We start from the raw sequence: 22,613 nt of genomic DNA, 5'->3' as shown, positions 1-22,613 counted from the left end.
CAATTCGGTAAGCAAGGCGTTAGGCCGAATGCGTAGCCCCCTCATCCTCGGCCGCGAGAATCCGCTCCACCTCGTCCGCCGGGATGCCGAACGCGGCCGCCAGCCCCGACAGCGAGGCGCCCCGCTTGGACAATTCGCGTATCCGGCCCTCATCGACCAAGGTGGTATAGCCGCGCGTGTCGCGCTGTTCGCGCACCACATCCTTGCGGCCCGAGCTGCGGTGCCGCTTGGCGGCGACGGCATGGGGGTCCTTGGCCGCGGCGATCGTCTCGGCCTCGCGGCGTGCGGTGCGGTCGGCCTCCCGCGCCGCCGTCTCGCGCTCGCGAAAGGCCGCCCGCGCCTCCATCCGCCCGGCCATCAGCGCCTCGCGTTCGCCCGCCCGCGCCTCGCGTGCCCTGGCGCGTGCGGCGGCGCGCTCTTCCAGGCTGTCATTCGTCCGGACGCGCAGTCCGCCACGCGGCGGCGTCACGCCCCAGCTGTCATCGACCATGTCGGCCCCCTTGATTCAAGGCCGCCGTCTATAGCGGCTCGGCCCGCCCTATCCAGAGGGATCGACGGCCGAGGTCACGCGAACAAGGCCATTTGGCAACCCGAGCGTGATCTGCTTGTTATTGATGCAGAATAGACAGGGAGGATGGTGATGAACCCGATGCTCGACCCCGACCTTATTGAATTCATGGACGACGAATCGCTGCTGCTGGCCTTCGCCATGGCCAGCGCCACGCCGGGCAGCGACGATGCGCAAGTCATCCAGGCCGAGATGACCCAGCGCGGCCTGCGTCCGATCGCGGCCATGCCGGGACTGCTCGATACCCACCGCGCGGATGGGCGGAGCGTCGCGCTTCGCATCTGAGCGAACGAAACGCCCGGAACTCCCCGGCGCTTTGGCCGTTCGGCTTGGCTATCGGGGGCAATGGGGCACGACATGGACCAAGACGGGTGGCGCGACAGCTGGGCAGGAGTAACCGGCGTGCTCGGACGGTCATCGGAATTGGTACAGGCCTGTCGTCTGCAACGTGAATCGGCGGTGACCACGCGTCAGCGCGCCGCCGATCTGCGCCTGGCAAGCTGCGCCATGCGGCAATCCATCACCCATCCGGCCATCACCCATCCGGATGCGCACGACCACTGACGGTACAGGTCCCGGACCGGGAACGTCGGTGGTGGCGCCAAACAGCCTTATTGCCGGATATACCGGAAATACCACACCTCATGCCCCTGGCGCCGTGCCTTGCGCTCGTAGCGCGTCTCGGGCCAGTCGGCGGGGCGGGTGAGGAAATCGGCGGGCGTGCGCGCCTGCCATTCGAAATCGTCCCGGCCGTTCATGATCATCATCGACCAGTGGCAATAGGTCGGGTCGTCGGTGCCCAGCCGGAACTCGCCGCCGGACTTCAGTTTGCGCGCGATCGTGTCGAGCGGGCCGTGGTTCATCATCCGCCGCTTGGCATGGCGTGCCTTGGGCCAGGGATCGGGATGGAGCAGGTAGACGCGGGTCAGGCTGGCATCGGGCAGCCGCTCGATCACCTCCAGCGCGTCGCCCATGTGCAGGCGGACATTGGTGAGCGCGCGGTCGCGGATATGGCCGAGCGCGCCGACCACGCCGTTCAGGAACGGCTCGCAGCCGATAAAGCCGGTGCCGGGCGTCGCCTCGGCCTGGCCCGCCAGATGCTCGCCCGCGCCGAAGCCGATCTCAACCTGAAGCGGGCGATCCTCGCCGAACAACCGCATCGCATCGAGCGGCCCATCCTCGGGCACGCTGAGCGTCGGCAGCATGTCCTCGACCAAAGCAGCCTGGCCCTGGCGCAGCTTGTGGCCCTGACGCCGACCATAAAGGCGGCGGATCGTCGTCGGATCGTTCATCGCCGGGCCCTTAGCGTGCGTAAGGCGGAGAGCCAAGGGGAGCGGGAGCCAAGGCTGACCTCGCTCGTTGGCGCGGGCAGATGGATGACGAGACTCCCCAAGCCGAGGGCAAGGCGCAGAAGGCCGCCGATGCCAAGGACCTCCACCGTGCGGTGCGCGAGGCGGGGGAGAGCGAGCTGGACCGCCCCGCGGGCGCGTTGTTCTGGTCGGGGCTGGCGGCAGGGATCGCGATCCATAGTTCGCTGATCGCCGAGGGCGCGCTCCATGCCGGGCTGCCCGAGGCGCCGTGGCGCGGGCTGGTCGCCGCGCTCGGCTATCCGGTCGGGTTTCTGGTCGTGATCCTGGGGCGGATGCAGCTGTTCACCGAAAGCACGATCACCGCGATGCTGCCATTGGTGACGAAGCCATCGGGCTGGGCGCTCCGGCGGACGCTGCGGCTCTGGGCGATCGTGCTGGTCGCCAATCTGATCGGCACGGCGCTCGCCGCCGGGATGGTCGCCGCCGGTGCGCTGGGCAATGCCGAGATTCGCGAGGCGATGGTCGCGGTGTCGGCGCGCATCCTGGAACTGGACGGCTGGTCGACCTTCGTCAACGCGATCCCGGCGGGGTTCCTGATCGCGGTGGTCGCCTGGATATTGCCCAATGGCCGGACCCAGGCTTTCTGGATCATCCTGGCGATCACCTATGTCATTGCCATCGCCGGGTTCAGCCATTCGATCGTCGGCGCGGACGAGGCGTTCCTGTTGCTCTTCAGCGGTCAGGCTGGTGTCGGGCGGACCGTGTTCGGCCTGCTGATCCCGGCGATCCTGGGCAATCTGGTCGGCGGCGCGGGGCTGTTCACCCTGCTCGCCCATGGTCAGGTACAGGGCGAGACACGCGAATAGCGGCGCGGCGGCTTAGCCAGCGCCGAACCGGAAAGTCGTAGAAGCGATCCAGCGCATAGGCCAGGATCACAAAGACCAGCGTATAGCCGCTTGCGAACAGGACCAGATGATCGCGATAATCGATGGCGCCCGTCCTGTCGCACCACAACAGTAGCACACGGATCATCGGGCAGTGCGTGACGTAAAAGGCATAGGACGTCACGCCGAGCAGGGTGCAGAGCCGCACCATCGGTCCGGTCAGAACGATGCGCGATCCCAGCAGGATGGACAGCGGCGATATCAGCAGGATGAAGACCAGATCGTAGATAGCGGCATAGGCGACGGGCGGCGGCCAGAGCAGAAAGCCGACGATCGCGGCGCATAGGATGCCGAACAGCAGATTGTGCGGGATCATCGTGATCCGTCGACCATGTGCGATCCTATAGACCAGGATGCCGATGCAGAAGGACGAGGCACATCGCACGAAGCCGAAGACAAGGCCCTTCCATGTATCGCCGGCGGCGGCATCACCATGCCCGATGACATAGGCCGCCAGGATCGCGGCCAACACCACGCATAGGATCGCGATCCGTCGGAAACCGATGTGTCGCCACAGGATCGCCATCAGAATGTTGACGATCAGTTCGAACATCAGCGTCCAGAACGGACCGTTTAGCGGAAACAGCGCATCGCGTGGCGGATAGGAGGGGAGGATGAACAGCCCCGTCACGATGTTCGCCAGCAATCGGAGCGGCGACATGGCCTGTGCCGGGTCGATCAGCAGGATGAAAATCTGGGCCGATATGCCGATGAACAGGCCGACGGCATAGAGCGGATAGAGCCGGATCAACCGCAATATCAGGAGTTTGCGGGGCGACAGGCCCTGCCGAAATCGGTCGAAATAGGCGTGAAACAGCACAAAGCCACTGAGCGCGAAGAACAGGTCGACGGCCAGATGGCCATGCCCCAGGCCTGGACTCTGGAAGGCGGTGGCCAGCCCCATGACGTGGTAATAGACGACGATGATCGCAGCGAGACCGCGAAAGCCGTCCAAGGCAGGGTAGCCGCGGCCCTTCTCGCCCAGGGGCGCGTCCTTGCCGCGCTCATCCACCCATGCCGTTGCCGACGCCATCCTGCCCCCAGCCCCTCCCGAGGGGCCCGCATAATCGAAACGCTTATCCGGGGCGAGGCGGGTACGCATGAAAAAACGCCCGCGCGGGTCATCCCCGCACGGGCGTCTTTCCCCTACCGGTTCGACAGGATCAGGCGACGGCGGCCTTGATCTGGTCGACCAGATCGGTCTTTTCCCAGGTGAACAGCGCGCCTTCGGCTTCGCGGCCGAAGTGCCCATAGGCGGCGGTCTTCGAATAGATCGGCGCATTCAGCTTCAGATGCTCGCGGATGCCCTTGGGCGTCAGGCGCACCAGCTTGGGCAGCGCGGCCTCCAGCTTGGCTTCTTCGACGGTGCCGGTGCCGTGCAGGTCGACATAGACCGACAGCGGCTCGGCGACGCCGATCGCATAGGACAGCTGGATGGTGCAGCGCTTGGCCAGGCCCGCCGCAACGACGTTCTTGGCGAGGTAGCGCGCGACATAGGCCGCCGAACGGTCGACCTTGGTCGGGTCCTTGCCGCTGAACGCGCCGCCGCCATGCGGGGCGGCGCCGCCGTACGTGTCGACGATGATCTTGCGGCCGGTGAGCCCTGCGTCACCATCCGGGCCGCCGATTTCGAACAGGCCGGTCGGGTTGACGTAGATCTGCTTCTCTTCGGGCAGCCAGCCCTCGGGCAGCACCTTGGTCAGCACCGACGTCACATAGTCGCGAAGCTTGGCCTGGCCCGCCTCGTTCGACAGTTCGGCCGAGTGCTGGGTCGACACGACGATCGCGGTCGCACGCACCGGCACGCCGTTCTCGTACTGCAGCGTCACCTGGCTCTTGGCGTCCGGCTCCAGGAAGGGGGCCGCGCCGGAGTGGCGGTCGGCCGCCATCTTTTCCAGGATCTTGTGGCTGTAATAGAGGGTGGCGGGCATCAGGCCGGGCGTCTCGTCGGTCGCATACCCGAACATGATGCCCTGGTCGCCGGCGCCTTCGTCCTTGTTGCCGCTCTCGTCCACGCCCATCGCGATGTGCGCCGACTGGCCGTGCAGGTTGTTCGAGAAGTCGAAATTCTCCCAGTGGAAGCCCGACTGCTCATAGCCGATGCGCTTGACGGTATCGCGCACGGTCCGCTCGATCTCTTCCAGCGCGCCCTCGGCCCACTGGTCGTTCTCGAACACGCCCTTGCAGCGGATTTCACCGGCCAGCACGACCTTGTTGGTGGTGGTCAGCGTCTCGCACGCGATGCGCGCTTCCGAATCCTTGGACAGGAACAGGTCGACGATGGCGTCGCTGATCTGGTCTGCGACCTTGTCGGGGTGACCTTCGGAAACCGATTCCGAGGTGAAGATGTACGAGTTCCGCATTCTCGTCCTCATAAGGATATAAAGATAGCTTTATATCGGTCCTAGCGGGCGCGACGACGGATGGCAACGCCGATCGCGGCCAGCGCCAGGGCGATTGCCAGGGCCAGCATATTGCCGACCCGTGAAAAAACCGTTGGCGGCAGCGCGGCGGGCAGGGGGGCTTGCGCCGCGCCCGCCGTCTCGTGCGGCACGGTGGCGATCAGGCGGCCATCGGCGGCGATGATCGCCGAGATGCCGGTGGGCGTGGCGCGGATGATCGGCAGCCCTTCCTCGATCGCGCGCATCCGCGCCTGTGCCAGATGCTGGGGCGGGCCCCAGCGGCCGAACCAGGCATCGTTGGACGGGTTGAAGAGCAGGCGCGGGCGATGCGCCTCGTCGACCACCTGGCCCGAGAAGATGATCTCGTAGCAGAGCTGTACCCCAACGGGCCCGAAGCTGGGCACGCGCAGGTTGCGTGGGCCCGGACCGGGGGTGAAGTCCATGTCGCCGGGCACCAGCCGCGCCAGACCCAGCGGCTTCAACAGCCACGGCATGGGCAGATATTCGCCATAGGGCACCAGATGCGCCTTGTCATAACGGCCGGTGATCTGCGCGCGTGGGTTGATCGCAAAGACGCTGTTGGTCGCGCTGTTCACCCGCGCGCGGTCGGGCGAGAAGATCAGTGCGGTGCCGCCGACCAAAGCGGTGTCGCGCGGGCCCAGCACGGCGGCGATCTGGCGACGGGTCCAGGCGGGCGGCGCATAGTTGAAGCCGAAATAGGCCCAGTCGGGATAGCCATCCTCGATCATGTCGCGCACCACGCCTTCGGGCCAGACGACCAGACGGGGGCGGGGGCCGGGTCGTCCCGACAGTTCGGTTAGCCGTTCGAGCAGCAACGGGCCGTCGCTCTGCCCGCGCTGATCCTGGCTGACATTGGGCTGGACCACGCGGACCAGCGGCGCGTCGGGACCCGGCTCTGGCGCGCGGGTGAGCGGGGCGGAGAGCGCGGCGAGCCCGGTGGCGGGGACCATCACCGCCGCCAGATGCCAGCGCCGCCGAAGCGCCAGCCAGATCGCGCCCGCCAGCACCACGGTCAGCCCCGACAGCGCATAGGTGCCGACGAACGCGCTCATCCGCGCGACGCCGATGACCGGCAACCACGCCACCGATAACGGGTCCCAGGCATAGCCGGTGAACAGCCTCGCCCGCAGATATTCGGTTGCGATCCAGCCTGCGCCGAAGATCAGGACGTAAGGCGCATCCGGCCGCCGCCCGCGAAATCGCCACGCGACCCCCGCCGCCGCCATGGGGAAGATGGCGAGATACAGCGCCAGCCCGACCGCCGCGAAATAGCCCAGCACCGGGGGCATCTTGTCCTGAAAGTCGAAGGCGTGCTGGAACCAGTTGTTGTTGACGGTGAAATGCCCGACCCCGAACGCCCATCCCCGCCACAGCGCGCCCCGGATGCTGGGGGCGTCATGCACCACCGCAAGCAGGACGATCAGCCCGACCAGCAGCAGCGGCCAGAGGTCGAGCGGGGCAAAGCCACAGGCGGCGACGGCACCGGCAAGCAGCGCGATCAAAGCGGGATAGCGGGTCACGGGCATGGCTATGGCAAGCCCCTGTGACAGGAGCAATGCGCGATGTGATGGGCCGCTGCGGTCGCAAGGCTCCTCATTCGCGAAGAATGCTTCAAATAAAATAGATTAAGCGGTAGAATGGGGGCTGGGGGAGGACGTGACATGATCGGGTTGGCGGTGTTGGGCATGGCGATGCTTCAGGCGGAGGCCGGACAGGCCGATGCGGTCCCCGATCCCCAGCCGGTCGCAGCGGATCGGGCATCGAATCGCCCGCGCCGCTCCATTCCCACGGTCGCGCAACCCGAGTTCGAAGTGCCCTCCACGCCCGGCGAGGACGATGATCCGGTGCGGGTGCAGGGCAGCTATAATCTCGACGCCAATGCCGCGATCACGAAATCTGGCGGCGGGCCGGGCGGCGCGGCGGTGCTCGGCAAGGCGTCGGTGGTGGTCGATGCCGATCTGGGGCGGCTGATCGGGCTGAACGGCGTCATCGCCCATGCCAGCGCGATCACCATCCACGGCACCGGCCTGTCGAGCACCTATATCGGCAATATCTCGCAGGTTTCCAGCATCGAGGCGGAGCCCGCGACCCGGCTGAACCAGGCCTGGATCGAGATGCCGGTCGGCCCGATCCGGCTGCGCATCGGCAAGTTCCCCGCCACCCCGACCTTCGTCACCAGCGATACCGCGGCGTTTTTCGTCAACACGACCTTTGGCTGGCCGACCAGCTTCGGCAGCGACCTGCCCGATGGCGGCCCCGCCTGGCCGCTGTCCGCGCCCGGCGTGATGGCGAGCAGTTCGGCGGATGCGCCGGTGCGGCTGTCGGCGGCGGTCTTTGCCGGACGCCCCTCCGGCCAGTACGGCCCCGACCCGCAGCGATCGGACGGCCATGGCTTTCGCGCCTTCGCGCTGCGCGGCCAGCCCTTCGCCATTGCAGAGGTCGCGGTGAAGGCGGGCCCCGCCGTCTTCAAGCTGGGCGGCTGGCGGCATTTCGACCGCTTCGCCCAGGTGGAGGAAGCGGACCTGTTTCCCGGCGTCACCTATCGCGGCAATTGGGCAGGGTATGGCGTGGTCGACATTCGCCTGACGCCGGAAGGGCAGGAGGTGGGCCGCCTCAGCGCCTTTGCCCGCGCCACCGTGTCGCCCGCCGATCGCAATCTGGTGCCCTTCTATCTCGATGGTGGGCTGGTGCTGACCGGGCCGTCGGCATCGCGGCCGCATGACGCGATCGGGCTGGGCTGGACGCATGTCGCGATCACCCGCACGCTGGCGAGCGCGCCGCCGCCCCGGTCGGAGGATGTGATCGAGCTGGGCTACCTATTCCAGTGGACCTCCGCCTTTTCGCTCCATCCCAATGTGCAACTCGTCGTCAACCCGGCGACCAGCGAGGCCCAGGCGGGCCGCCGGACGCCCAGCGTCATCGCCCCCGGCCTGCGCGCCACCATCATCTTCTAGAGCGGGATGACATCGGTTTGACCCGATCCAGCTCATGTCATCCTTTTCCAATGGCCTCTTCCAAAGGCTGGCAAAGCGGCGGTGGCGTTCCTAGGTTCAGATCATGACCCTGCGCCCCTTCCATCTCGCCTTCCCGGTCCATGATCTGGCCGAGGCCCGTCATTTCTACGGCACGATCCTGGGCTGTGCGGAGGGGCGGTCGAGCGACCATTGGATCGACTTCGACCTGTTCGGGCATCAGATCGTCGCGCATCTCGACCCCGCCGCCAGGCCGGTCGCGGTCGAGAATGCGGTCGACGGCCATCAGGTGCCGGTGCCGCATTTCGGCGTCGTCCTGACGATGCCGGACTGGGAAGCGCTGGCCGCCCGCGTCGAGGCGGCGGGTGTGCCCTTCGGCATTGCGCCTTATGTCCGCTTCAAGGGGCAGCCCGGCGAGCAGGCGACGATGTTCTTCCGCGACCCCAGCGGCAACGCGCTGGAGTTCAAGGCCTTTGCCGATGACGCGATGCTCTTTGCCACGGAGATGCCCCGATGAGCGCCCCCATTTCGCTCGATATTCCGCACCAGCTCGGCAAGGAAGGCGTTCGCCAGCGTCTGGACGGCGGCATCGGCAAGATCGGCCGCATGATCCCCGGCGGCGCGACCGTCGAGCATCGCTGGGACGGTGACACGATGCACTTCACCGTCGGCGCGATGGGCCAGTCGATCGGCGCGCAGGCCACGGTGTTCGAGGACAAGGTCCATGCGGTGGTGAACCTGCCCGCCTTCCTGTCGCTGTTTTCCAGCCAGTTGGAGGCGGTGATCCGGTCGGAAGCGCCGAAGCTGTTGAAATGACATATGGCATTCGAATAAGCTGAACAGTATTGCAGCTCTGCTCTGCTCCAAAAAAGATAGAGGATTTTGCGCCCGCCATGCGCTATCAATAGGTTGCGTGGTCGGGGGGCATGATGATTTCGACGGCTTTACTTGCCTTGATGGTTCAGGCTGCTGCGCCGCAGGCTTCGGATGCGCCGCGATTTCGCGGTGAAGGGCAAATGCGGCTTTTCGACATGTTGTGCAATCATGTCTTCCCCGACGATGCCCGGATTGCCGAGGTCATGGGCAAATTGCCGAGTGCCCGTGCGCTCAAGCCGGATGAAGTTCGTACCTATTTGAGGGACGATCCTGGTCAGGGCTGGATCATTCCGGCAGGCACCAGTGATATCGTCGTCACCCTGGAACATGCGCCCGTGCGCGCCTGCGCCATCCGAATGACCAATACCGATGGCGTGATCGACAAGCCGATTTGGCAGCGTTTGATCGCAGCAGCGCAGGCGAGGGCCGGCGGTGGTTTTACCGAGATGCCGACGCGCCGATTTCAAACCGGCAATACCGAAATCGAGGCCAGCGGTGCCCAAAAGCCGGGTCCCCATGGCGCAATGGAGGCCTTCTACCTTTTCACTACGGCGCCAAAGGGTGCGGACGGCCGGGCCCGCAGCGGTGTCGAAATCCGTATGGTGCGCCAATTGGTAGTCGGCGCCGGGCAATAGGTCCTTCGCCGACTGCCGGAGCGCCCGTTGATGCCGCGGGCGTTCCGGCAGTCGCGACCGGGCCGCATCGCCGCAGGCGGCGGCTATCGGCGCGACTATTTCGCCGCGCTGACCTTCCACACCACATTGCCGACATCGTCCGCGACCAGCAGCCCGCCGGTCTTGTCGACGATCACGCCCACGGGTCGACCCTGCGCCTCGCCCTTGGCGTTCAGGAAGCCGCTGGCCATGTCGACCGGCTTGGCGCCCTTTACCGGGAAGCCGTTCGCGCCGAACGGTACATAGACGACCTTGTAGCCCGAGGGCGGCTTGCGGTTCCACGAACCATGCTCGCCGACAATGGCGCCTTGGGCGAACTGGGCGCCCAGCTTGGCACCTTCTGAGAAGGTCAGGCCGAGGGCGGCGACGTGCGGCCCCAGCGCGTAATCGGGACGCTTCACATATTGCTGCAGCTGCGGATTGGCGGGCTGGACCCGGTTATCGGGATAGCCGCCCCAATAATACCAAGGCCAGCCGAAGTGATCGCCGAACTCGACCTGGGTCAGATAGTCGGGCGCCAGGTCGGAGCCCAGCATGTCGCGCTCATTGACCACGGTCCACAGCCGCCCGTTCTGCGGATTGAGCGCCATGCCGGTCGGGTTGCGCAGGCCCGCCGCATAGATGCGCCAGTTCTTGTCCTTCGGCCAGACCTGAAGGATCGCGGCACGGTTCTTCTCGGCGTCGAGGCCGTTCTCGGCGATGTTGCTCGACGAGCCGACCGACACGAACAGTGTCTGCCCATCGCCCGAGGCGATGACGTTGCGCGCCCAGTGATTGCCCGCCGGGGGCAGGGGGATGACCTTTTCGGGCTTGGCGGTGATCTTCGTCTCACCGTCGCGATAGGGGACACGGACGAGCGCATCGGTATCGGCGATGTAGAGTTGCCCGTCGAACAGCACCATGCCGAAGGGCGAGTTGAGCCCGGTCATGAACGGCGTCTTCAGGTCCGCCACGCCGTCGCCATTGGTATCGCGCAACAGGGTGATCCGGTTGGCCGACGGCACCGCCGCACCCGCCCGGCCCAGGAAGAAGTTCATCACCCGGTCGGTGATCCCGGCGCTGGGCCGTGGCGGCGAATTGGTTTCGGCGACCAGCACGTCGCCATTGGGCAATTGATACAGCCAGCGCGGATGGTCGAGCCCGGTCGCGAACGCCTGAATGGCCAGCCCCGGCGCCACGCTGGGCTTGGCACCGTTCGCCCAGCCGATGGGCTTGGCGATGTCGACGGTCGGAATGACCTGCTCGCGCGGTGCCTCGAGCGTCGGACGCGACCCGGCGACCTGATCGACGCTCAACCGCGCCGTATCGGGCCAGGCGAGCCAGGTGACGGCACCGATGCCGATCAGGACGATGATGCCGAGGACGATCAGGACATGTTTGCGCATGGCCCGAGGATAGGATGAGCGCGGCGCGGGGGAAAGAACGAAGGTGAGGTGTCCCGTCTTTTTCTTCGAAAACCTTACTCGTTCAGTCCGTTGTGCGGGCTGCAGGATGATCCGATGGCTGTCGGCGAGGCGCAGGTCCAGCAAAATCCAAGTATTTCCACGATTTCCAGAAAGTCATCGTCAAGAGCCGTATTTGGCTCCATAGATGCGATGGGTTGTATTTTCGGGAGGGGGCATGTTCAGGGCATTGATACTGGTCATGGCGACAATGATGTTGCCGACCGGGCAGGTTGTCGCGGCGGGGCAGGAAAAGCCCAAGACGGAAAACTCCGGTAAGACAGGGCAGTCCGGTGATATCGTCGTTCAGGGTAATAACGACCGCAAGGCACCACCCCCGCCTGGGATCAACAAGATCATCACCGGGCAAAGCTTTGCGATGGTCGCCAGTCGGTCGGCAAGCTTCGCCAAATGCGCCAAGAATATCGATGCGCAGATGCTGGGTCCGCTGATCGACGGTGATATGAACAGCGCGCCGCAGACCTACGCGCTCGACCGTATCATTCGCGCCAATTCCAGCTGCTATTCCGACCTGCCCTATGCCAACGCGCCGCCCCAGTTGGGCGAGTGCAATCCGGTGGTGCAGGCCGAGATCGTGACGTGCCGCAATCTGTACGACCGCGGGGCCCTGCTGGAAGAGGCGATGGCGCGCTATGCCCCCGACGCGACGCTGACCGAGGCGGAGGTGAATGATCCGGTCATTCAGCAACGATTGAACGTCCGGGAAGCGGGGCGCAACGCACGGCGCATTCCGACCGATCGGCTGCTGTTCCAGATCGGCATCTGCATGACGCGGCTGCGCCCGGATCTGGTGACGCGCCTGGTCCAGGCCCATGGCGATCCTGCGTTGCAGGAACGTCTGACCCTGATGGTGCTGGATAAGGCCCGACCGTGTGTCGGAAATGCCAAGAAGGTGACGATGGAACCCGTTCAGTTGCGTTATTATCTGGACGACGCCTTTTACCGCTGGGTTGTGGCGGCGCGGGACGTCGGTACGCTGCTTCATTCCTGAAACATGAATTTGGCCGCCGGTGCCACGGGAGCGCACCGGCGGCCGTCGATGGCGCGAAAGTCAGGGAGTTATTTCGCGCCATCGAACCTGGGAGCCTGGGGTCGATGTTTCTGTTCGGCAGAACATAGGGGAGGCGGTTCGATCGAGATAATGCAATAAGATGGGGTCTGTGATCGATCAGGTGATTTTAGGGTGGGCGCTGACATTGTGTCCGAAACGGACCCATAGACCGTTGTCGGTCGTGACCCCTAGCCTACACTCCACCGTGCCACAGGGCATGTTCAGGGAGGCCAAGATGAAGAAATTTGCGCTGTCCATTCCGGGGTTCGTCGCACTGGCGACGGTCGCCATTGCGGGAACCGCAACGCCCGCCCTTGCTTTGCCGACGTGCGAGCAGGAAGTGGAAATCCGCTGTTCAGGCCATGACGTCGCAGGGCGGCCCCGCCTGGACATTTATTATTCAAGCTATGACGAATGCGTCGAGCGTGAGACGGCGATGCGTTGCACCGCACCGCGCGACGGATCGCAGACCGCCAGTCTGATGCGGTTCCGGTATCAACAAGCATAGAGGAGATGAGGAGGCAGCGGTTTGTCGAATCATCCGGCAAACCGCCGTCCATGTCGTTCCACAAGCTGCGTTCACAGCGTCAGCGCCATATCGCAGCGATCCAGCCCCGGCCCATAGCCGTCTGCCGTCACGATCTCGATGCGAAAACCCAGCCGCTCGTAAAACGCCCGGCTATGCTGGCTGGTATCCAGCCGGACTTCGCGGACGCCTGCTTGGGCCGCCCTGTCCAGTCGTGCCCGGACCAGCGCGGTGCCGATGCCCTGGCGATGCAAGGTGCGGTCGACCATGCCCCAGCAGAAATGCGCAGTTTGGCCGTCTGCACCGATCGCCATGCCGCCGCAGCCTATGATGCGCGCATTCCGCTCCGCCACCTGAAACATCCATTTCTCCGCCTCGTGATCGAGGAAATGGGCAAAGTCGGCGCGCTCGGACGGCGCAAAATAGGGGGCGCTGTTGCCATCGAACAGCGCCAGACAAGCCTCGCGGTCCTCGGCCCGATAGTCGCGGATCACTCCTCCGCGGCCGCCACCGCCGGATGCAGGCGCAGGCGGTGGATGCGGCGTTCGTCGGCCTGCGTCACCTCGATCCGCCAGCCGCTGGGGTGGTCGATGCAGGTGCCGACCGGGGGGACCTGTCCCGCCAGCACTGCGGTCAGGCCGCCCAGCGTGTCGACATCGTCCTCCGCCTCTTCGAGCTGCGGATCGACCGCGCGGCCGACCTCCTCCAGCCCGACGCGGGCATCGGCGTCCCAGGCACCGCCGTCGAGCGGCACCAGCAGCGCCTGCGGCGCGTCGTCATGCTCGTCCTCGATCTCGCCGACGATCTCTTCGATCAGATCCTCGATGGTGACGAGGCCTTCCGTCCCCGAATATTCGTCGAGCACGACCGCCAGATGCACCCGCTTCTGGCGCATATCGGCTAGCAGATCGAGCGCGCCGCGCGACATGGGCACATAGAGCGGATCGCGGATCAGCCCGGCGATGGTCGCGGGATGCTCCGCACCGGTCGCCAGGATGTTGAACACGTCCTTGATGTGGACCATGCCGATGATCTGGTCGAGCGTCTCGCGATAGACGGGCAGGCGGCTATGCCCCGCCTCGGCGAAGATCTGGACGAGATGGTCGAAGGTCGTCCGCTCCTCCACCGCGATGATGTCGGCGCGGGGGACGCCCACGTCGCCCGCATCCCGCTCACCAAAATGGAGGAGGTTGCGGACCATCTGCCGCTCCAGCGGGGTCAGGTCGCCCTTGGCATCGGGACCGGGATCGCCCTCATGCCGGTCGATCGCCTCTTCCAACTGGTCGCGCAGCGATTCTTCCTGATCGCCGCCGAAGATCAGGGACTTCAGCCCCCGCCAGATACCGGATTCGTGGGAGTCACCGTTGCCGGTGCTGCTACTCGGGCCGTCGGCCATCGGGGGGTGTCAGTCCTCGCGTATCAGATAAGGGTCGCCGATGCCGAGGCTGGCCAGCGCGTCACGTTCGATCGCCTCCATCGCGTCCGCCTCGTCATCGTTCATATGGTCATAGCCTAGCAGATGCAGCACGCCATGCACCAGAAGATGAGTCGCATGCGTTTCGGTCGCGATGCCGCGCTCGGCCGCCTCCGCGATGCAGACGCCGTGGGCCAAGACGATGTCGCCCAGCAGCACCTCGCCATCGTCGGAATTCTGCGTGACCGTCTCGATCAGGTCGGGCTGCACCATCGGGAAGGACAGGACGTTGGTCGACTTGTCCTTCTGCCGATACTGGCGGTTGAGCGCGTGGACCTCGTCATCGCTGGTCAGCCGCACCGAAATCTCGATCAGCGCGGGGGTGGTCAGCAAGGGGCCATAGGGCGTCCGCTCGATCGCGGCGCGCGCGGCGCGGGTGGCGAGCGCCTCCCAGCTTTCCTCGTCCCCGGACCAGGGCTCTTCATGGATCAGCGCAATCTCGATCATCGGAGCCTTTCTATGTCCGCCAGGTCGGTGAGGGCAAAATCGTCGCCCTTGTACAAGAGTTCCGCGTCTTGGCTATGGGCGCAGGCATAGGCGAAGCAATCGCCCATGTTGAGGCGGGCGGGATGATGGCCCTTGCCGTAGCGGGCATGGGCCAAGACGGCCTGTTGGGCTTCCTCGGCGCCGATCGGTACCAGACGGAGACCAAGGGCCAGGCGAAATCTCTCCACCTCGGCCCATGCCAATTCGACGCTCGTATCGCGTGCGCGACGGATCGCCGCCATCGTCTCCCAGAGTGCGATGGCGCTGGTCAAACGGCTTTGGTGACGCTCAAGCCGATCGACGAGCATTTCGACGTCCGGTTCTTTCAGGATGATCGCAACCAAGGCGGAGGCGTCGACGAACAGGCTCACCGGGGCAGCTTCACAGGCCGCCCGAAAGATCGTCGTAAAATGCCTTGTCGATGACGATCCCTGTCGGCGGCGGCAGCGGCGAAGTGCGGTGCAGTTCCGCGATAACGTCTCGCAACGGTCGTTGTTCGGGCTTTTCGGGCACGCGCTTTGCCAAAAGCTCCGCCAGCGCCCGCCGAATCGCCTCCTCCTCGCTGACGCCGAGCCGCTGGGCCGCCCGCGCGACCTGTTCGCGCGTTTCGGAGCCCAGCGTCAGCGGCGGATAGGGATCGCGTTCGGCCATGACCCGCATCCTATCTCAGGCATTCGGCCCTTCATAGGCATCGACGATCCGCCCGACGATCGGGTGGCGGACCACGTCGGCGGCGGTGAAGCGGCTCATCGCGATACCCTCCACCCCCTCCAGGCGACGCACCGCGTCCGCCAGGCCCGACGCCGGAATGCCGCCGGGCAGATCGACCTGGTTGGGATCGCCGCAGATCACCATGCGGCTATTCTGGCCGAAGCGGGTCAGAAACATCTTCATCTGCGCAGGGGTGGTGTTCTGCGCTTCGTCGAGGATGACGAAGGCATCCGCCAGCGTCCGGCCGCGCATGAAGGCGATCGGTGCGATCTCGATCTCGCCGCTGGCGATGCGCCGCTCCACCTGCTCGGCGGGCAGACAGTCATAGAGCGCATCGTAGAGCGGGCGGAGATAGGGATCGACCTTCTCCTTCATATCGCCGGGCAGGAAGCCCAGCCGCTCCCCCGCCTCGACCGCCGGGCGCGACAGGATCAGCCGCTGGACCGATCCGGTGATCAGCTGCGCCACCGCCTGCGCCACTGCGACATAGGTCTTGCCGGTACCTGCCGGTCCCAGCGCGAAGATCATGTCGTTGGACACGAGCTGCTTCATATAATGCGCCTGGGCGGGCGTGCGCGGCACGATCGTCTTCTTGCGCGTGCGGATCATGATCGGCGGGGCGGCGGTGCGTTCCGCGCTGAGGATGCCGTCGAGCGTGGGTTCGGACGCCATCGCGATGGAGGCGTCGACCAGCCCGGTGTCGATCTCTTCGCCGCGCTGGATGCGGGCGTACAGGTCATTGAGCACGTCGCGCGCCAGCGCCACCTGCTCGGCAGAGCCCTCCAGCCCGACCCGGTTGCCCCGCGCGGTAATGTAGACGCCCAATCGATTTTCCAACGCGACCAGATTGCGGTCATATTGGCCGAACAGCTGCGCCAGCACTTGCGGCTTGTCGAAGCTGAGTTCCGCCCGGCTGCGTTCACCGGCCTGGGCGGGGAGGGGCTTGCGGCTCATGCGGTCCTTTCACCGTCAGTAGGTTCCGCCAAGATGGGGTGACCCGCCTCGGAACGCCAGCGAAATTGCGTGACATAGGTGTGACGTTTGCAAGGTTTTTGGCGCGCAGAGGCGCAGAGAGCGCGGAGAAGAAGTGCCCGCGTGGCGATCGGAAGACCTTCTTCTTCCTCTGCGCGCTCTGCGCCTCTGCGCGATCAAGAAGATTTAGGTTCGCGCGGAGACGCGGAGACGCGGAGGCGCGGAGAGGGGGTATCCAGCCGCGATCCTGGCGTGTCTGCATCAATTAGGTCTCCCGGTCGCGAGGGCCGGATGAACCATCGGCAAGCCGGACATCTCCGCGCCTCCGCGTCTCCGCGCGAAAAAATCACGAGGAAGCGCGGGCTTCGACTTCGGTCAGCCTGAACGGATGTCGGAGGTTACGCCGCCACCTTCACTTTGGCCTGCCCGGTCAGCGAATTCGGCCCGGCCGCGACCAGTTCGACCTCGACTAGGTCGCCGATCTGGTGGTCGCCGATCAGGTGGACCGACTGGAGCCAAGGCGACTTGCCCAGCATCTGGCCGGGCAGCTTGCCGCGCCGCTCGATCAGGACGGTGCAGGTCCGCCCGACGCTGGCGAGGTTGAACGCATGCTGGTCGCGGTTGAGCGCGGCCTGCAAGCGCTGGAGCCGGTCGTCCATGACTTCGGCCGGAACCTGATCCGCCATGGTCGCCGCCGGGGTGCCGGGGCGGGGCGAGTATTTGAAGCTGAACGCCTGGGCATGGCTCATCGCATCGACCAGGCTCAGCGTGTCGGCGAAATCCTCTTCGGTCTCGCCGGGGAAGCCGACGATGAAGTCGCCCGACAGCGCGATGTCGGCGCGGGCCGCACGCACCCGGTCGATCACCCGCATATAGCTGTCGCGGCTATGCTGGCGGTTCATCGCCTTCAGGATGCGGTCGCTGCCCGACTGGACCGGCAGATGGAGGAAGGGCATCAGGCTTTCGACATCGCGGTGCGCGTCGATCAGGCCCTGCGTCATGTCATTGGGGTGGCTGGTCGTGTAGCGGATGCGGTGCAGCCCCGGAATCCGGTCCATCTCACGGATCAGGCCGTGCAGGCCCCGGTCGTCCGCGTCGTTCCACGCATTGACGTTCTGGCCCAGCAGCGTGATCTCGCGCGCGCCCGCATCGACCAGCGCCCGCGCCTCGTCCATGATCGCCGAATAAGACCGGCTGACCTCCGCGCCGCGCGTATAGGGGACGACGCAATAGGTGCAGAATTTGTCGCAGCCTTCCTGCACGGTCAGGAAGGCGGACGGGTTCACCTTGCGACGGCCGGGCAGGTGGGCGAACTTCGACTCGACCGGCATGTCGGTGTCGAGCGCGGCTTCGCCTGCCGCCGCCTTGGCGACCAGATCGGGCAGGTTGTGATAGGCCTGCGGGCCAACCACGACATCGACCTTGGCGCGGCGGACGATCTCCGCCCCTTCGGCCTGGGCGACGCAGCCCGCGACCGCGATCATGGGCTTGCGCCCCTGTTCGCCCGCGTCCTTGCGCAGACGGCCGATCTCCGAATAGACCCGCTCCGTCGCGCGCTCGCGGATGTGACAGGTGTTGAGCACGACCAGATCGGCGGCGCTGGCATCGTCGGTCGTGGTCAGGCCTTGCGCGGCCATCAGCTCGGCCATGCGCTCGCCGTCATAGACGTTCATCTGACAGCCGAAGGACTTGACGTGAAAGGTCTTGGGGGATGCGGGCATCCGCGCCCCTTATCGCAAATCGCGTTCGCTCGCCAGCGTCGGTGATCCCGACTTGCGCCTCAGCGGGCCGCGATCCGCGCGCGCGCTTCGGCCGCGATGGCCTTGCGGTCGGGGAATTCAGCTGGGTCGAAGGGGGCGAGATAGTGCAGCGTCACGGTGAACCGTCCCGGTCGCCGCAGCACCCGCTTGGCATGGGCATCGCCCGGATCGGTGCCGAGCCACGCCAGATCGGCCGCCGCCGCGCCATAGTCGATCCGTACCGGCTGCACCCGGATGCCGGGCAGCGGCGGCACCAGCGCGGCAAAGAGGGCGGGCTTGAACGGCAGGAGCGACAGATCGTCGCCCGTCGTCCCTTCCGGAAACACCGCCAGCGGCTGGCCATCGGACAGCGCGGTACGGATCGTCGCGACCTGGTCGCCGACGCCCAGCCGGTCGGCGCGCTCCACGAACAGCGTGCGGTTGAGCCCCGCCAGCCAGCCGATCAGGGGCAGGCCCGCCACCTCCGCCTTGGCGACGAAGCGCGCGCCCGAGGTGCCTGCCAGCAGCAATATGTCCATCCAGCTCAAATGATTGGCCGCGATCATGACATCATGGCGCTCCGGCTGACCGACGACGCGAATGTCTGCCCCAAGGATCATCGCCACCCGGCGCAGGAAACGAGGCGGCCATGGCGACATCCGCCCCAGCGCCCGCCACAGGCCATGCAGCGCCAGCGCGATCAGCAGCGCGCCCACGATGCACAAAAGGCGACCCGCTGCACGCAGGCCGCCCTTGCTGTCGGCTTGGGACGAGGCGGCGACCGCCATCATCCCTTGCGGTCGAGGCTGACGCCGTAAAGCTCCATCCGGTGATCGACCAGGCGGAAGCCCAGCTTTTCGGCGATCGCCTTTTGCAGCTGTTCCAGTTCGGGGTCGACGAACTCGATCACCCGGCCCGTCTCGACATCGATCAGATGGTCGTGATGCGCCTCGGGCGAAGGCTCGTAACGGGCGCGACCGTCGCCGAAATCGTGGCGGTCCAGGATGCCCGCTTCCTCGAACAGGCGGACGGTGCGGTACACGGTCGCGATCGAGATGCCCGGATCGATCTTGGCGGCGCGCTCATAGACCTTTTCCACATCGGGATGGTCCTCCGCTTCCGACAGGACGCGGGCGATCACGCGGCGCTGTTCGGTGATGCGCAGTCCCTTTTGTGCGCACAGCGCTTCCAGATCGATTTTGCGGGCCATGGTAACGTCTAACTCCTCAGGCGAACCCCTCTCTACCCGCAAAGCCTAATTGCGAAAAGGGGATAGCGACTCGCAATAACCCGGAAACAGTGATCGGGTCAGCCGATGGCCTCGGTTCCGATAGGGCGTCGATAGGTGTGCGCGTCGTAATGCCGCCCGTCCGCGCCCTTGTAATAATTGCGCCGTTCCCCGCACTTGGCAAAGCCGTGGGTCGCATAGAACAGGATGGCGGGATTGTTCGAGCGCACCTCCAGATGCAGCATCTCGACGCCGTGCGCGGCACAGTCGGCGACGACCGCCTCGACCAGCAGGCTGCCGATCCGCGCGCGCCGATGGTCGGGCACGACGCCCAGCAACAGCAGTTCGGCCTCGTCCAGCACCGAGCGGGTCAGCGCGAAGCCCGCCGGCTCCTCGCCCGCCTCGGCGATCAACAGCTTGATGCCGGGCAGCGCCATGACGCCGAGCAGCTGCGAGCGGGTCCAGGCCTCGCCCCATTGCGGGTCGAAGGCGGCGGCCATGACCTGTTCGACGACCCCGGCGTCGCGCGCGTCGCCGGGGCGAAGCGAGATGCCGATGCTGGCCATCAGGCGGCCATATCGGGCGGGGTGATCCCGCCGGGCAGCTTGGCATCGGGCGCGCGGCCGTAAACGGGGCGCGGGGGCAGGGCGGTGAGTTCGGAGGGCAGCCGCCACGCCTCGGCCGCATCGGGCAGCGCTTCGATGACGGGCAGGTCTGGCGACAGCGCGGTCAGCCAGCGTACGCCGTTGCCGATCGCCGTCCGACCCTCCAGCGCGGCGAGCGCGGCATCGGGCTTCATCGAGGCGAAGGGGGCAAGCGCCGTCAGGTCGCGGGCGAAGGGCTGGACGAAGACTTCGCCATGCCCACCCTCCAGCACGACCGACAACGCCTCGTCGTCGCAGCCTGCGAACCCGGCGGCGGCGACCAGCGCCAGCGACTGATAGCCCGAAGCGGTGATGCCCCAGCCCAGCGCCAGCCCGCGCGCCGCGGCGATGCCGACGCGGATGCCGGTAAAGCTGCCCGGCCCGCAATCGACCAGGATGCGCTCCGCGCGGCCGCCATCGGGCAAGCCTGCGATCATCGGCACCAGCTTTTCGGCATGGCCGCGCCCGACCACGTCATGCGCGCGCGCCACCACTCGGTCGCCGTCGAGAAGGGCAACCGAGCAGGCGGCGGTGGCGGTGTCGATGACCAGCGTGCGCAAGTTCGGCTCAGGCGATCCGGTTGGCTTGCTCGAACGCCAGCCGGGGGTGGCGCGGATGCAGCTTGGACGTGTCGCCATAGCCCAGCGTGGCGATGAAGTTCGACCGTACGCCCGGCTGGTCGGCGAAGAACGCCTTGTCCACCGCGCCCTGATCGAAGCCCGACATGGCACCGGTATCCAGCCCCAGCGCGCGCGCCGCGAGGATCAGATAGGCCCCCTGGAGCGAGCTGTTGCGGAAGGCCGAAGCCTCGCGCAATTCGGTATTGCCGTCGAACCAGCTTTTCGCGTCCACATGCGGGAAAAGCTGCGGCAGGGTTTCGTGGAAATTCACGTCCATGCCGATGATGACGGCGGCGGGCGCGGCGCGAATCTTGTCGGCATTGCTGTCTGAAGCGCAGGCGGCCAGCTTTTCCTTGGCCTCCGCACTCAGGCACCAGACCATGCGCGCCGGGCTCTGGTTGGTCGAGGTCGGCGGCATCTTCATCAGATCCCAGATCGCCCGAATCTCGTCCTCGCCGACGGGCGTGTCGAGATAATGGTTGAAGGTGCGGCCTTCGCGGAACAGCCGGTCGAGGCTGGCGTCGTCGATCGGGTTCATCAGACGGCCCTTACTTCGGTGACTTCGGGAACATAATGACGCAGCAACTGCTCGATGCCGTTCTTCAGCGTCGCGGTGGACGAGGGGCAACCGGCGCAGGCGCCCTGCATCTTCAGGTAGACCTTGCCCTTGTCGAAGCCGCGATAGACGATGTCGCCGCCGTCATTGGCGACGGCGGGGCGGACGCGCGTGTCGATCAGCTCGCGAATCTGCGCGACGATGTCGGCGTCCTCGGGATCGTCGGTGAAGCTTTCTTCCGACGGCACCGAGAAATCGGCCGCGCCCTGACGGAACAGCGGCATCTGTGCCGAGAAGTGATCGAGCAGGATGCCGAGCACATCGGGCTTCACGTCCGACCATTCGGCCCCCGGCGCGATCGTGACCGAGACGAAATCGCGGCCGAAGAACACGCCGGTCACATCGCCCAGATTGAAGATCGCCTCGGCCAGCGGGCTGGCTTCGGCTTCCTCGGGCGAGGCGAAGTCGCGGGTGCCGCTGTCCATGACCTTGCGGCCGGGCAGGAATTTCAGCGTCGCCGGGTTGGGCGTCGGTTCGGTCTCGATCAGCATGACCCCCATGTGGCGCGGGTGGCGACGGGGATCAAGCAGGGCGCGGGAAAGGATGCGTTTCCCGTCTGCAATCTATAGCGTCAGGCCGCGCTGCCCAGCAGGCGCAGCACTCCGTCGGCGACCGCGCGGCCGGGCTGGCGCAGGGGACGGGCGAAGCGCAGGCGCAGGACGATCCGCGCCGCCCTCGCCTCGTTCCACAATTCATGCGGATGCGTGTCGTCGAAGATCAGCGTCTCGCCCTCGGCCCAGCGGACGATCCGGTCGCGCACCCGCATCCGCGCGTCGCCGTCGCGCGGCACCGCCAGACCCAGATGACAGGTCAGCAGCCCCTTGGTCGTCCCGCGCCGCATCGCGACATGTGCACCAGGCGCGAGCAGGGCGAAGGCCGCGTCGTGAAGCCCCGGCACCTCGGCCAGCACGGCGGTCGCGACCGCGCAGCGATCTGCCGTCGCGCCGTCGCGCAGCAGCGGCACGATCCGGCTTGTCGCCGCCGGGCCCGTCACCGCCAGCGCCTCGTCCCGGATCGCGCGCCACTGGCGACGCAAGCCGGCGGTCCAGTCGAAGTCGCGGACGTCGAGCACCGGATCGTTCGATACCAAGGACGAGGCGGCGATCGCGCCGTCGAACAGGTGACAGAGACGGGCCAGTGCGGGATGCGGCAGGGCGGGGGGCGAGGGCAGGCTGGGGACCGAGGCAACCAGGGTCGGAACCGGGCGCGTGGGCCGTTCGGCCTCGCCCGAATTGTGCCATATTGTGGCCGGTCCCTGACGCTGGGCACTGGCCTTGATCGACTTGGTCATCACGTTCCGAACATCCCCGGCCCGA

29 protein-coding genes are annotated in these 22,613 nt (G+C 66.3%); 9 read left to right on the top strand and 20 right to left on the bottom strand.

The genetic code is table 11. The features are described 5' to 3' along the window. Positions 1–19: 19 nt before the first annotated feature. Positions 20–490, bottom strand: coding sequence for a hypothetical protein (locus U1H82_RS07745; protein WP_322964350.1), 471 nt, complete (start codon positions 488–490; stop codon positions 20–22). Positions 491–640: 150 nt separating this feature from the next. On the opposite strand from U1H82_RS07745, the gene U1H82_RS07740 reads away from it, so the two are divergent. Both U1H82_RS07740 and U1H82_RS07735 read left to right on the top strand, forming a co-directional pair. After that, on the top strand, positions 641–853 hold the full coding sequence (locus U1H82_RS07740; RefSeq protein ID WP_322964349.1) for a hypothetical protein: 213 nt from the start codon (positions 641–643) through the stop codon (positions 851–853). Between the two features lie 72 nt (positions 854–925). After that, positions 926–1,132: a hypothetical protein gene (locus U1H82_RS07735; RefSeq protein ID WP_322964348.1), complete on the top strand. Its 207-nt coding sequence runs from the start codon at positions 926–928 to the stop codon at positions 1,130–1,132. Between the two features lie 47 nt (positions 1,133–1,179). Here U1H82_RS07735 and trmB read toward each other — a convergent pair whose 3' ends face one another. Further along, entirely contained in the window at positions 1,180–1,860 is a 681-nt protein-coding gene (trmB, locus tag U1H82_RS07730) for a tRNA (guanine(46)-N(7))-methyltransferase TrmB (protein WP_322964347.1), read from the bottom strand. 80 nt (positions 1,861–1,940) lie between these two features. On the opposite strand from trmB, the gene U1H82_RS07725 reads away from it, so the two are divergent. Further along, complete coding sequence (locus U1H82_RS07725) at positions 1,941–2,744, top strand: formate/nitrite transporter family protein (RefSeq protein WP_322964345.1); 804 nt, start codon at positions 1,941–1,943, stop codon at positions 2,742–2,744. Here the strand turns inward: U1H82_RS07725 and U1H82_RS07720 are convergent. The 3 genes from U1H82_RS07720 to lnt all read right to left on the bottom strand — a co-directional run bounded on the left by U1H82_RS07720 (position 2,698) and on the right by lnt (position 6,771). Further along, on the bottom strand, positions 2,698–3,855 hold the full coding sequence (locus U1H82_RS07720) for an acyltransferase family protein (RefSeq protein ID WP_322964344.1): 1,158 nt from the start codon (positions 3,853–3,855) through the stop codon (positions 2,698–2,700). The genes U1H82_RS07725 and U1H82_RS07720 overlap by 47 nt on opposite strands. Positions 3,856–3,985: 130 nt before the next feature. Beyond that, entirely contained in the window at positions 3,986–5,185 is a 1,200-nt protein-coding gene (metK, locus tag U1H82_RS07715) for a methionine adenosyltransferase (protein ID WP_322964343.1), read from the bottom strand. Positions 5,186–5,226: 41 nt separating this feature from the next. Beyond that, positions 5,227–6,771 (bottom strand): apolipoprotein N-acyltransferase, encoded by a 1,545-nt coding sequence (gene lnt, locus U1H82_RS07710; RefSeq protein ID WP_322964342.1) that lies wholly within the window; start codon positions 6,769–6,771, stop codon positions 5,227–5,229. A 135-nt stretch (positions 6,772–6,906) separates the two neighbouring features. Between lnt and U1H82_RS07705 the strand changes: the two genes are divergently transcribed. The 4 genes from U1H82_RS07705 (at position 6,907) to U1H82_RS07690 (ending at position 9,728) form a co-directional block, all read left to right on the top strand. Beyond that, positions 6,907–8,199 (top strand): carbohydrate porin, encoded by a 1,293-nt coding sequence (locus tag U1H82_RS07705; RefSeq protein WP_322964341.1) that lies wholly within the window; start codon positions 6,907–6,909, stop codon positions 8,197–8,199. A 103-nt stretch (positions 8,200–8,302) separates the two neighbouring features. After that, positions 8,303–8,734: a VOC family protein gene (locus tag U1H82_RS07700; protein ID WP_322964340.1), complete on the top strand. Its 432-nt coding sequence runs from the start codon at positions 8,303–8,305 to the stop codon at positions 8,732–8,734. Continuing rightward, complete coding sequence (locus U1H82_RS07695; RefSeq protein WP_322964339.1) at positions 8,731–9,033, top strand: polyhydroxyalkanoic acid system family protein; 303 nt, start codon at positions 8,731–8,733, stop codon at positions 9,031–9,033. The genes U1H82_RS07700 and U1H82_RS07695 overlap by 4 nt, the downstream gene beginning before the upstream one ends. Before the next feature lie 110 nt (positions 9,034–9,143). Then, positions 9,144–9,728, top strand: a complete 585-nt coding sequence (locus tag U1H82_RS07690; protein ID WP_322964337.1) for a hypothetical protein — start codon at positions 9,144–9,146, stop codon at positions 9,726–9,728. Between the two features lie 95 nt (positions 9,729–9,823). Here U1H82_RS07690 and U1H82_RS07685 read toward each other — a convergent pair whose 3' ends face one another. After that, a complete protein-coding gene (locus U1H82_RS07685) occupies positions 9,824–11,152 on the bottom strand; it encodes a PQQ-dependent sugar dehydrogenase (RefSeq protein ID WP_322964335.1) in 1,329 nt (442 codons plus the stop codon). A gap of 259 nt (positions 11,153–11,411) precedes the next feature. Here U1H82_RS07685 and U1H82_RS07680 point away from each other — a divergent pair, with 259 nt between their 5' ends. Further along, positions 11,412–12,221, top strand: a complete 810-nt coding sequence (locus tag U1H82_RS07680; protein WP_322964334.1) for a hypothetical protein — start codon at positions 11,412–11,414, stop codon at positions 12,219–12,221. Positions 12,222–12,516: 295 nt separating this feature from the next. Next, on the top strand, positions 12,517–12,789 hold the full coding sequence (locus U1H82_RS07675) for a hypothetical protein (RefSeq protein WP_322964333.1): 273 nt from the start codon (positions 12,517–12,519) through the stop codon (positions 12,787–12,789). A gap of 71 nt (positions 12,790–12,860) precedes the next feature. Here U1H82_RS07675 and U1H82_RS07670 read toward each other — a convergent pair whose 3' ends face one another. The 14 genes from U1H82_RS07670 to U1H82_RS07605 form a co-directional block, all read right to left on the bottom strand. Beyond that, positions 12,861–13,301, bottom strand: a complete 441-nt coding sequence (locus U1H82_RS07670; RefSeq protein ID WP_322964332.1) for a GNAT family N-acetyltransferase — start codon at positions 13,299–13,301, stop codon at positions 12,861–12,863. Next, a complete protein-coding gene (locus tag U1H82_RS07665) occupies positions 13,298–14,203 on the bottom strand; it encodes a hemolysin family protein (RefSeq protein WP_322964331.1) in 906 nt (301 codons plus the stop codon). Before U1H82_RS07665 ends, U1H82_RS07670 begins: the two co-directional genes overlap by 4 nt. 9 nt (positions 14,204–14,212) lie before the next feature. After that, on the bottom strand, positions 14,213–14,728 hold the full coding sequence (gene ybeY, locus U1H82_RS07660; RefSeq protein ID WP_322964330.1) for an rRNA maturation RNase YbeY: 516 nt from the start codon (positions 14,726–14,728) through the stop codon (positions 14,213–14,215). Then, positions 14,725–15,138, bottom strand: coding sequence for a type II toxin-antitoxin system VapC family toxin (locus U1H82_RS07655; protein WP_322964329.1), 414 nt, complete (start codon positions 15,136–15,138; stop codon positions 14,725–14,727). The genes ybeY and U1H82_RS07655 overlap by 4 nt, the downstream gene beginning before the upstream one ends. Before the next feature lie 10 nt (positions 15,139–15,148). Continuing rightward, the gene (locus U1H82_RS07650; RefSeq protein ID WP_322964328.1) at positions 15,149–15,418 is read right to left on the bottom strand and encodes a type II toxin-antitoxin system VapB family antitoxin; all 270 of its coding nucleotides are present in this window, start codon (positions 15,416–15,418) and stop codon (positions 15,149–15,151) included. Positions 15,419–15,433: 15 nt separating this feature from the next. Further along, positions 15,434–16,432, bottom strand: coding sequence for a PhoH family protein (locus tag U1H82_RS07645; protein WP_322964327.1), 999 nt, complete (start codon positions 16,430–16,432; stop codon positions 15,434–15,436). 416 nt (positions 16,433–16,848) lie between these two features. Then, entirely contained in the window at positions 16,849–18,171 is a 1,323-nt protein-coding gene (gene miaB, locus U1H82_RS07640; protein WP_322964326.1) for a tRNA (N6-isopentenyl adenosine(37)-C2)-methylthiotransferase MiaB, read from the bottom strand. 59 nt (positions 18,172–18,230) lie between these two features. Beyond that, on the bottom strand, positions 18,231–18,977 hold the full coding sequence (locus U1H82_RS07635) for a lysophospholipid acyltransferase family protein (protein ID WP_375339504.1): 747 nt from the start codon (positions 18,975–18,977) through the stop codon (positions 18,231–18,233). Further along, positions 18,977–19,399, bottom strand: a complete 423-nt coding sequence (locus tag U1H82_RS07630) for a Fur family transcriptional regulator (RefSeq protein WP_007406973.1) — start codon at positions 19,397–19,399, stop codon at positions 18,977–18,979. The genes U1H82_RS07635 and U1H82_RS07630 overlap by 1 nt, the downstream gene beginning before the upstream one ends. Before the next feature lie 98 nt (positions 19,400–19,497). Next, positions 19,498–19,983, bottom strand: coding sequence for a GNAT family N-acetyltransferase (locus U1H82_RS07625; protein ID WP_322964324.1), 486 nt, complete (start codon positions 19,981–19,983; stop codon positions 19,498–19,500). Beyond that, positions 19,983–20,621 (bottom strand): tRNA (adenosine(37)-N6)-threonylcarbamoyltransferase complex dimerization subunit type 1 TsaB, encoded by a 639-nt coding sequence (gene tsaB, locus U1H82_RS07620; protein ID WP_322964323.1) that lies wholly within the window; start codon positions 20,619–20,621, stop codon positions 19,983–19,985. The genes U1H82_RS07625 and tsaB overlap by 1 nt, the downstream gene beginning before the upstream one ends. Positions 20,622–20,628: 7 nt before the next feature. After that, positions 20,629–21,219, bottom strand: a complete 591-nt coding sequence (locus U1H82_RS07615) for a malonic semialdehyde reductase (RefSeq protein WP_322964322.1) — start codon at positions 21,217–21,219, stop codon at positions 20,629–20,631. Then, on the bottom strand, positions 21,219–21,788 hold the full coding sequence (locus U1H82_RS07610) for a NifU family protein (RefSeq protein WP_322964321.1): 570 nt from the start codon (positions 21,786–21,788) through the stop codon (positions 21,219–21,221). Before U1H82_RS07610 ends, U1H82_RS07615 begins: the two co-directional genes overlap by 1 nt. An 80-nt stretch (positions 21,789–21,868) precedes the next feature. After that, on the bottom strand, positions 21,869–22,588 hold the full coding sequence (locus U1H82_RS07605; RefSeq protein ID WP_322964320.1) for an aspartyl/asparaginyl beta-hydroxylase domain-containing protein: 720 nt from the start codon (positions 22,586–22,588) through the stop codon (positions 21,869–21,871). Between the last annotated feature and the right edge of the window lie 25 nt (positions 22,589–22,613).

It is taken from the genome of Sphingomonas fuzhouensis (assembly GCF_034659795.1).
GTDB classification, from domain to species: Bacteria; Pseudomonadota; Alphaproteobacteria; order Sphingomonadales; family Sphingomonadaceae; genus Sphingomonas; species Sphingomonas fuzhouensis.
Note: the sequence above shows the minus strand (reverse complement) of the source record. Positions and strands in the feature narration are given on the sequence as shown.